Below are 8954 nucleotides of genomic sequence, written 5' to 3'. Positions count from 1 at the left end.
CCCCCGGCACCCCCGGCACGCCCAGTCAGCCCGGCACCCCCGGCACGCCCGGTCAGCCCGGCACCCCCGGCACGCCCGGTCAGCCCGGAATGCCCGGAACCCCCGGAACGCCCGGCACCGCCGGCACCACGCCCGTGACGGGCTCGGCCGCCTCCGTGTCCTCCGTGCGCTTCGCCGCGGCGGCCCCGGTCGCCTCGAGCAGCACCGGCAAGGCGCTGGCCGCCACGGGAGCCGACGGTGCGTCGGCCGCCGGCCTCGGCATCGCGGGTCTGCTGGCCCTCGGGCTGGGTGGCGTGCTGTTGATGCGTCGCCGTCGCGCGACCGTCTGATCCGCTGAGACGCCGTGGAGGGGGCGACCCCTCCACGGTCACGCGACACCGGATGCCGGATATTGGCGGGCATCCGGTGTCGTGGCGTGCCCGGCGACGGATGCCGTATGCGATCCGTGAGGAACGCGTCGAGCCGCCCGTGAGCCCCGCAGAATCGGACCGTGATCGAATCCGACAGTTACCCGTCCGCCTCCGTCGACGACCAGGACGCGGCGGTGATCCTCGGGTACAACTGAGGACCGGGCGGAGCCCCGGCGAGCGCTACAGCGCCCCGCCGCGGCGCTCTCGCTCGAGGAACGCGACGGTGTCGGGATGCTGCGGGGCGTCGAGGATCTGCGCGGGCGTGCCCTGCTCGACGATCCGGCCGCCCTTCATGAACACGATGCGGTCGGCCACCTCGCGGGCGAACGACATCTCGTGCGTCGCCATGAGCATGGTCGAGCCGCGGTCGCGCAGCACCCGTACCAGGTCGAGCACCTCGCCGACCAGCTGCGGATCGAGTGCCGACGTGATCTCGTCGAGCAGCAGCAGCTCGGGGTTCGTCATGACCGCGCGCACGATCGCGACGCGCTGCTGCTGGCCGCCCGACAGGCGGTCGGGGAACTCGCGGGCCTTGGCCCCGAGCCCCAGCTGTTCGAGCAGCTCGGTACCGCGGGCGTAGGCCTCGGCCTTCGGCATCCCGTGCACTTTGCGCGCGGCGAGCGTGACGTTGTCGATCACGCGCAGGTGGGGGAACAGGTTGAAGTGCTGGAACACGACGCCGATGCGGGCGCGAGCGGCGTCGGGATCGATCGTCGGGTCGGTGAGGTCGTCTCCGTTGAGCAGGATCTGCCCGTCGTCGACGCGCTCGATGAGGTTGATGGTGCGTAGCAGCGTGGACTTTCCCGATCCCGAGGCGCCGATGAGCACGACCACCTCGTGTTGGGCGAGCTCGAGGTCGATGCCGTCGAGCACCACGTGATCGCCGAACGCCTTGCGGACGCTGCGGACGTCGAGCACGGTCATACGGTTCCGCCCATCTGCTCGCGCTTCGCCAGTCGCGCCGAGACGTAATCGGTCAGGCGGATCATCGGCAACGCCATCGCCACGAACAGCAGGGCTGCGACGATGTACGGCGTGAAGTTGTAGTACTCGGCTGCGGCGATCTGGGCGGCACGCACGGCATCCACCGCTCCGAGGACCGAGATCAGGCCGACGTCCTTCTGCAGCGACACGAAATCGTTCATGAGCGCGGGTACGACCTTGCGCACGCCCTGGGGGATCACGACGATCCGCAGGGTCTGCGCGTGGCTCAGGCCGAGCGAGCGGGCGGCGACGCGCTGCGAGGGGTGGACGGCCTCCATGCCGGCGCGCAGCACCTCGGCGATGTAGGCCGAGTACGTCAGCACGATCGCGATCGTTCCCCACAGCACCACCGGCACGCGCCCGAAGACCCCGAGCGCCGGAAGACCGAAGCCCACCAGGTACAGCACGATCAGCAGCGGGATGCCACGGAACAGGTCGGTGTAGATCGTCGCGAGCGCCCGCAGCGGAAAGAACACCGGCCCCCGCAGCGAGCGCAGCACCGCGAGCGTCGTGCCGAGGATCGCGACCGCGATCGCCGCGACGAACAGCACCTGGATGTTGACCCACAGCCCCGCGAGGATCGACGGGAAGCTCGCGAGCGCGATCTCGGGGTCGAAGAACGCGCGACGCACGTCCTCCCACCCGGGACTCGACAGGATCGCCCAGCCGACCACGAGGACGAACACGATCGAGCTGGCCAGCGCGATCAGCACCGACTTCGTCGACTGCTGACGCCGTGTGGCGCGACGACCGAGCTCGAGCTCGCTCGGGCGCCACACGGCCTCGGAGGGGGTGGATGCCACGGGGTGTTACTTCAGCAGCGGCGCGGCGTCGGTGCCCCCGAGCCACTTCTGCTGAAGCTCATCGAGCGTGCCGTCCTCGCGCAGCGCGTCGACCGCCTCGGTGACCGGCGTGGTCAGCGCCGAGCCCTTGGGCAGGACGAACGCGAGCTCGTCACCACCGGCCGAGGAGTCGGGCAGCTGACCGACGACCTTGCCGTCGTCGAGCACGGCACCGGCGAGGTAGAACGCGGTGGGCAGGTCGACCACGATCGCGTCCACCTGACCGGCCTGCAGGGCGGCGACGGCGTCGTCGTTGGAGTTGAAGACGCTGAGGTTGCCGGTGCCGAGCTGGTCGGCGGCGACCTGGTAGCTGGTGGTCGCGCTCATGACGCCCACGGGGATGTTCTTGAGCTCGGCGACCGTGGTGGCCGAGGCGGCGGGCGACGACCCGGTCGAAACGATCGCCTGCGTGGTCGTGTAGTACGGCGACGAGAAGTCGACGGCCTGTTTGCGCTGCTCGGTGATCGAGAACTGCTGCAGGTTGAGGTCCCAGTCCTTGGCGCCGGGGGCGATCGCGCTGTCGAAGGTGGAGCGCACCCACACGACGTCGTCCTTCGAGAAGCCGAGCTTGGTCGCGACGGCGTCGGCCACCGCGGCCTCGAAGCCCTCGCCCGAGGCGGGGTCGTCGTTCTCGACCCACGGCGAGAACGCGGGCTCGCCCGTGGCGATGGTGAGCTTGCCGGCCGTGACGGTCTGCAGAGCGCCCTCGGAGGCGGGTGCGGCGCCGGCGTCGGAACCGGTCGGGGCGAAGGCGCAGGCGGTCAGCGACACGACGGTGGCGGCGGCCACGACGGTCAGGGCGGCGGCGCGGCGCAGGCGTGCGAAAGCGGTCACGATGTCTCCTCGTGGACGTATCGGGGTCATCCCCGGAGTGCTGTGATGTGCACAGCGTACCGGCGGCATGTTTCGGGGGCGGTCGCCGACGAAACCTGGCGACACGCGCGGAGCGCCCGCGACCTTCAGTCGGCCAAGCGCCAGTCGTCGAAGCTGAAGCCCGGCGACACCAGGCAGCTCACCACGACCTCGGCGTCGCCTGCGGGTCGCGCCGCCTGCCAGACGCCCGCCGGCACGGTGTGCTGCAGCACGTGCCCGGCCGACAGGTCGGGCCCGAGCGTGACGGTCCGCGCCTCGCCCGGGGCGTCGCCGTCCCCGCCCAGCGACAGTTCGAGCGCGCCGGGACCGTGCCACAGCCACACCTCGTCGCTGGTGACGACGTGCCACGCGCTCCGCTCGCCGGGCGTGAGCAGGTAGTGGATGCAGGTCGCCGCGGGACGCGGCCCCGCGGGCGTGTCGACCGCGTACGACCCCGTCCACATGCGACGGAACCACCCGCCCTCGGGGTGCGGTTCGAGGTCGAGCAGTCGGGCGGTCTGCGGGCGGTCGGTCATGCGCGCACTCCTGTCTCACGGGTGAAAGCGGGCGCGGCGAAGCGCGCCTCGCCGTCGATGAACGTCGCGGCCGCGGTCCCCGCCCCGGCCACCACGAGGTGTTCGATCGTGGCATCCACCTCGGACACCGGGATGTCGAAGAACGCCAGATCCGCCACGGCGCCCACCGCCAGGTAGCCCGTGCGGGCGGGGCCGGTGTCGAGTCCCATCGCGTGCGCCCCGCCGAGCGTCGCCGCGCGCAGCAGCAGCTCGAACAGGTCGCGGTTGACGTATCCCTGCGCCCGCGCGAGACGGTGCAGTTCGGCGACGTCGGCGAGCAGGTCGAGAGAGGGACTGGATGCCAGAGAGTCGGTGCCCACGGCGAGCGCGTTGCCCTCGACGAGGTAGGCCGCGACCGGCGGCTCGTCCAGTCCGATCACCGCGTTCGAGCGGGGGCACAGCGCGACGGTCGTGCCGCGGGCGCGCAGGATCGCCCGGTCGCGCGCCGTCATGTACACGCCGTGAGCGATGTGGCAGTCCGGCCCGAGCACGCCGAGTTCATCGACGAACTCGGTCGCCCCGGTGCCGAACCCCTCGTCGCGAAGCGCGCGGAAGCTCGCGGGCCGCTGCTTCTGCCACGGCACCGCCTCGCCGTGCTCGCGCTCGAATGCCGCCTCGCCCAGGTGCAGGTGCAGGCGGCTGCCCCGCTCGCGCACGATGTCGGGGATCTCGAGCAGCGGCTCGACGTCGAGCGAGTAGGGCGCGTGCGGCGACAGGCCGGTCCCCGGCGGAGACGGCAGCGCGTCCAGCCGAGCCTCGACCTCGGCGCGACCCCGCTCGGCCCAGGCGGCGTTGGTCCAGCTCATGACCTCCCAGTAGGTGATGCCGTGCAGTCGTGCGTCGTGCAGCGCCGAGGCGGCCTCGACGTCGGTGACGATGTCGGCGACCGCGGTCGTGCCGGCGGCGATCATGCGGTCGGCGCCGAGGGCGGCATCCCGAGCCCAGTCGTGCCCCGCGCGGTAGACCGGGGTGAACGCGTCGTCCCAGTCGTCGAAGCCCGCGTACGACCCGCGACCCACCTCGGCCATGCCGGTGTACTGCAGGTGCGAATGCGCGTTGACCAAGCCCGGGGTGAGCACACCGGGCCAGTGCACCTCGTCGAACGCGATCCCCCGCGCCCGCAGCTCGTGCACCACCCACTCGCGGTCACCGACGTGCCGGATGCGACCCGCCGCCACCGCGATCGCTCCGCCCGGGATGGGCGGAGCCGTGATTGGAAGAACGAGGGATGCCGAATACACCCTCATCGCGCGCCCCCGGCGTAGCGAGGTGACCGCCAGTCGTCGAGGCCCTCGGGGTCGAGGGGCCGTGGCGGGTCGATCTCGGCCCCGCGCACGCGGAGCGCCTCGCGGGCGACCAGTTCGTCGACCTCGGGGCCCAGCGCGTGCACGCCCGGCGCCGGTCGGCGGCGCACCAGCTCGCCGAGGGCCGCGAGCTGGACGGCGAACGACAGGTCCATGATCTCGATCGGGTTGCCCTCGGCGGCGGTGATGTTGACGGCTCCTCCCCCGCCGAGCACGAGCGCGCCGTTCGCGGCCCCCGTCTCGACTTCGCCGGGCACTCCCCCGGCGACCGCGACGATCCGGGCTTTCGCCGCGATGTCGGCTGTCACCGTGGCGGGCACCCCGGTCGCCGAGACGACCAGCGCCCCGGCCGCGAGCTCGCGCGCCGGGCCTGTGCAGAAGCCGTCGTGCCGGGCCTCGAGCGCCCGCACGGGGTCGGTCTCGGCGACCCGCACCTGGGCGCCGAGCGCGCGCAGGTGGGCCGCGACGCCCTGTCCGACGGGGCCGTATCCCAGCACCAGCGCGGGCTGGTCGGTGAGCGCGACCCCCCGCTCCTCGAGCAGGTCGGCGATCGCGAACACGCACGACTGGCCCGTGCCGTAGCGGTTGTCGAACATCGTCTTGGTGCGCGCGTCGTTGACCGCCATCACCGCGGTGCGCAGGATGCCGGCATCCTGCATCCGCCGAAGCGGTGTCAGCCCGCTCGTGGTCTCTTCGCACGCCCCGATCCAGCCCTCGACGAGCCCGGGGTCGTCATCGTGGGCGAGGCGGATGAGATGCGCGCCGTCGTCGAGCAGCACGTCGAGGCCCGCGCGCAGGAAGGCGTGGGCAGCCGCGAGCTCCTCGGCCCCGCTCAGTGAGGGGTCGGCCGTGACCGCGAAACCCTCGGCCCGCAGCGCCTCCGCAACCGCGGGGTCGGTCTCGTCGGGATGCGCGTACACCGACACCTCAGCCCCCCGCTCGCGCAGCAGCAACGACAGCACGGCGGTCTTGGGCTCGAGCACCATCGCGACGCCCACGCGCAGGCCGGTCAGGTCCAGGCGCGCGGCCAACGCGGTCGACACGGGCATGTGTGCGCGGGCGAAGGCGATGCGGGCGGCGGCATCGCCGCGCTCGGGCAGCGGTTCACCGTCGAGGGCGATGGTGTCGGCATCCAAATCGAACTCCACCCGCCCGGGGGTCGGTTCGGGACTCGGGATGCCACCCAGCCGCACGAGCAGATCGTGCAGACCCGACGCCTCGATGCCCCGCACGGCGAAGGGGCGGCCGGCGAGCATGAGGTTGGATGCGCGCGCGAAGCGCCGGACGATGCGCTCGGGTGCGCGAGGGTCGGTCACGGGGTTCAGCCTAGGGTCGCCGCGGGTGTCGCCTGGGCGGGACCTGATCCCTCCGCAACCCGTCGTCACTCACGTTCGGGTCCGGCGTAAGGCCGCGACTTCACAAGTCAGCTGTTCTACTGCGACGCATTCCGCCGAGGCGCGAGGCGGGCTGGTAACGCGGCCCCTCTACGTCACAGCGATTGGACTCACGACTTCTGACGCCGCCAAATTCGTAGCCGAGATGACGGCAAAGAACCGCATCCCAGAAGCGTTGGCGAGGGCGGACATACTCGCGCGCGGCCCACTCCAGTCGGCCGAAAGCAGGAGCTGAACTGAGCGCTTCACGCAGTGATCTCCGGAGCGATGGCATCGACGACGTTACGAACGGCGCCGTCACTACGATGTGCGCAGACGAACGAGCTCGACTCCAACGCTGGACCAACGCCTCACCGTGGCGGCAGTATCCCGCTCGCTTGCAGCCAGAACCACGTGGAACGGGACTGCTGGCCGATCCCAAACTTCCCCTAGATCGATTGGGCGCGAATATTCGTCAGCCGCTCTCGCCAGGCAGTGAACCAACCCAGCCAGGTCTTTCTGGCTTCCTTCGAATAACACTAAGTGAGGGTCCGTCACGACCACCACGTAACCGTCACCCGGCGGCAGATCGTCGAGCTCTGAGATGCACTCGTTGAAAGCATCCAGGTTCTCACCGAAGTACAGCGGGAATTGTAGAGCCGCCGCGATTCATCGAAGACACCTTGGAAAATCTTCATCTTCCTACCCCGGACCACACGTGCAGTGAACCCCCCTTCGTTCCAACGGATCACCGCCGACCCGATCTCTTGATCGTTCGCCTCCATGAGGAAGGGGCGGAAATGGGAATCAACGTCCTTCAGGGAGGTGTCATCCTTCATCTCCCTCACCCGCTTCCTCTTCAACCTGGAGGGCGTTCTCGGTACCCGCCGCTTGCCAGCTGCCACATCAACATCTTTCGCAGGCGTGCCCCATCACCTGAGTGGCGAAGCAACGTGTTCTTGATCGCCACGGTCTCACCGATGGTCATGAATATCGCACCCTCCAAGCCGCTGGAACGCAGCCTCGCCCGAAAATCGACTCGACCCTCGAGACACTCAATCCGACGCGAAAGATCTCCTCCCGTTCCAGGCGAAGCCGCTCTCGACCATCAGTCACCCACAAGATCCGGACGGAAGCGGCGACCTCATCCCACGTCATCCGGACTTCATCGCCGTCTCGCGCGCGCTCGACGACGGAGACGACCCATGGTTCCCCCGGGGAAGGAAGAGTCACGGATAGTTCATCGATTTCCTCTGATCGGGGTGCCACAAAACGTTCGATCATCAGCGACTCATCGGAGAGACGTAAGCAACCACACACCCTGCCCCACCGGCCGCTCCGCAGTGCGTTCCCAATGACGCAGCGAATTCATCGAATACGCCCTGCAACAACTTCATCTTTACTTCCTCGGACTGCACGCGCATTGAATCCCGCTTCATTCCAGCGGATTAATGCGGAACCAACATGCCGCACATTGGCCTCTATTAGCAAAGAGTGGAAATCATCATGAACGGAATTGGGGTTGGGTGTCATCCTCCAATCATTCACCTCGAATAATCAAGAAAGTCTCATGATTTTCAGTCGTCCAGTAGGCTAACCCGTCGCTGCCGGTCACAACTCGCTCCGTAGAACGATCCACCAAATTCAATAGCGCAAGCCGGCTTGCGCACGGGCAACCCGCGCTATCTCATAGCCGAGAGATCCGCCCTTGGGTATGCGTCGTAGCCACCAGAAAGATTCGTCGTTCACGTAATCGGCGAAAAGGGGCTCTGAATGGATGACCACGCGGCCAGGATCATCGCGCGTCAAGCATCTAAAATACTCATCGATGGTCTTTACAATGAAGAACTCGCCGTCCTGCTCATCGACCAGGAGTTGCTTGATGCCCCCCTCAAGTGCATTGCGGGTAGAAAGCGCTCCAATGTAGTCGTCGTATCCGAATGATCCAATTACTTCCGCGGGATACTTTGCTATGTCCGCGGCGATATGCGACACATATGCTGCCCACGAGCCAATAATGCCCCCCAGTTTGGGATGGCGATCACCCCACTCGACGGCCAGCTCGAACTTCGACATTTTCACTCCTTACGAGAAGAACGCAGTGGACCTGAATGGTAGATCCTCGTTCACTATGTCCGGTTGCGAACTGGGCTAGTTCGTCGAGATCATACTGAGCAGCCTCTCCGCCGATCTCAGTCCGCGGCGCGGCACCAGCTTTGGCCCGGCCGAAGGGGTCCTCACTGCCAGCGCAATAGTCCCCGAGGAGGCTCTTTGGGTCACAGTTCGGAGACCCGCTGCCGGACCGCGCATCGCCCGCGGACGCCGCGGCTGCGTCACCGCCCGCTGCCTCACGACGTCGAAGACGAAAGTTGTGACAGCGACGAATTACCTTAGCTGTCAGCCACCGGCATTGTCGTCCCCGCTGAATTCGCATAGCCGGATGACGAACGGTCTTTTCAATTCTCATAAAAATCGCACCCTATAGAGCAGTAGACACCTTCCTCCATGAACGCCACAGGGGAATGAAATCCGAATCCCACGATGGCATGCTCCGGCGCGCCTCGACGACGGACGATGTTCCATAATCGGGTGGCGCAGGAGAGATATCTTTGAT

Annotated in this window: 11 protein-coding genes; 1 reads left to right on the top strand and 10 read right to left on the bottom strand. The window is 68.1% G+C overall.

The window, feature by feature from the left end; all coding sequences use genetic code 11:
- Window positions 1–329 (top strand): collagen-like protein (locus DBR36_RS03945; protein WP_146185217.1); only part of this gene is annotated, 329 nt, incomplete at its 5' end.
- A 261-nt stretch (window positions 330–590) separates the two neighbouring features.
- Here DBR36_RS03945 and DBR36_RS03940 read toward each other — a convergent pair.
- From DBR36_RS03940 to DBR36_RS17260, 10 genes are all read right to left on the bottom strand, one after another.
- Complete coding sequence (locus DBR36_RS03940) at window positions 591–1334, bottom strand: amino acid ABC transporter ATP-binding protein (protein WP_108317649.1); 744 nt, start codon at window positions 1332–1334, stop codon at window positions 591–593.
- A complete protein-coding gene (locus DBR36_RS03935) occupies window positions 1331–2197 on the bottom strand; it encodes an amino acid ABC transporter permease (RefSeq protein ID WP_108317648.1) in 867 nt (288 codons plus the stop codon). Before DBR36_RS03935 ends, DBR36_RS03940 begins: the two co-directional genes overlap by 4 nt.
- 6 nt (window positions 2198–2203) lie before the next feature.
- Complete coding sequence (locus tag DBR36_RS03930) at window positions 2204–3070, bottom strand: ABC transporter substrate-binding protein (RefSeq protein ID WP_258222546.1); 867 nt, start codon at window positions 3068–3070, stop codon at window positions 2204–2206.
- Window positions 3071–3195: 125 nt separating this feature from the next.
- The gene (locus DBR36_RS03925; RefSeq protein WP_108317646.1) at window positions 3196–3624 is read right to left on the bottom strand and encodes a cupin domain-containing protein; all 429 of its coding nucleotides are present in this window, start codon (window positions 3622–3624) and stop codon (window positions 3196–3198) included.
- Window positions 3621–4910 carry an amidohydrolase family protein gene (locus DBR36_RS03920; RefSeq protein ID WP_108317645.1) on the bottom strand — a complete coding sequence of 430 codons (1290 nt, stop codon included), beginning with the start codon at window positions 4908–4910 and terminating at the stop codon, window positions 3621–3623. The genes DBR36_RS03925 and DBR36_RS03920 overlap by 4 nt, the downstream gene beginning before the upstream one ends.
- Window positions 4907–6283 (bottom strand): adenosylhomocysteinase, encoded by a 1377-nt coding sequence (locus DBR36_RS03915; RefSeq protein ID WP_108317644.1) that lies wholly within the window; start codon window positions 6281–6283, stop codon window positions 4907–4909. Before DBR36_RS03915 ends, DBR36_RS03920 begins: the two co-directional genes overlap by 4 nt.
- A gap of 378 nt (window positions 6284–6661) precedes the next feature.
- On the bottom strand, window positions 6662–6967 hold the full coding sequence (locus tag DBR36_RS18820; RefSeq protein WP_375136053.1) for a hypothetical protein: 306 nt from the start codon (window positions 6965–6967) through the stop codon (window positions 6662–6664).
- Window positions 6895–7245 carry a hypothetical protein gene (locus tag DBR36_RS18035; RefSeq protein ID WP_146185216.1) on the bottom strand — a complete coding sequence of 117 codons (351 nt, stop codon included), beginning with the start codon at window positions 7243–7245 and terminating at the stop codon, window positions 6895–6897. The genes DBR36_RS18820 and DBR36_RS18035 overlap by 73 nt, the downstream gene beginning before the upstream one ends.
- A gap of 463 nt (window positions 7246–7708) precedes the next feature.
- Window positions 7709–7873, bottom strand: coding sequence for a hypothetical protein (locus DBR36_RS17555; protein WP_181373467.1), 165 nt, complete (start codon window positions 7871–7873; stop codon window positions 7709–7711).
- Window positions 7874–7984: 111 nt separating this feature from the next.
- Window positions 7985–8416 (bottom strand): hypothetical protein, encoded by a 432-nt coding sequence (locus DBR36_RS17260; RefSeq protein WP_146185215.1) that lies wholly within the window; start codon window positions 8414–8416, stop codon window positions 7985–7987.
- Window positions 8417–8954: the final 538 nt, after the last annotated feature.

The sequence above is a fragment of the Microbacterium sp. HMWF026 genome (assembly GCF_003061325.1).
In the GTDB taxonomy this organism is placed as follows: Bacteria; Actinomycetota; Actinomycetes; order Actinomycetales; family Microbacteriaceae; genus Microbacterium; species Microbacterium testaceum_E.
Note: the sequence above shows the minus strand (reverse complement) of the source record. Positions and strands in the feature narration are given on the sequence as shown.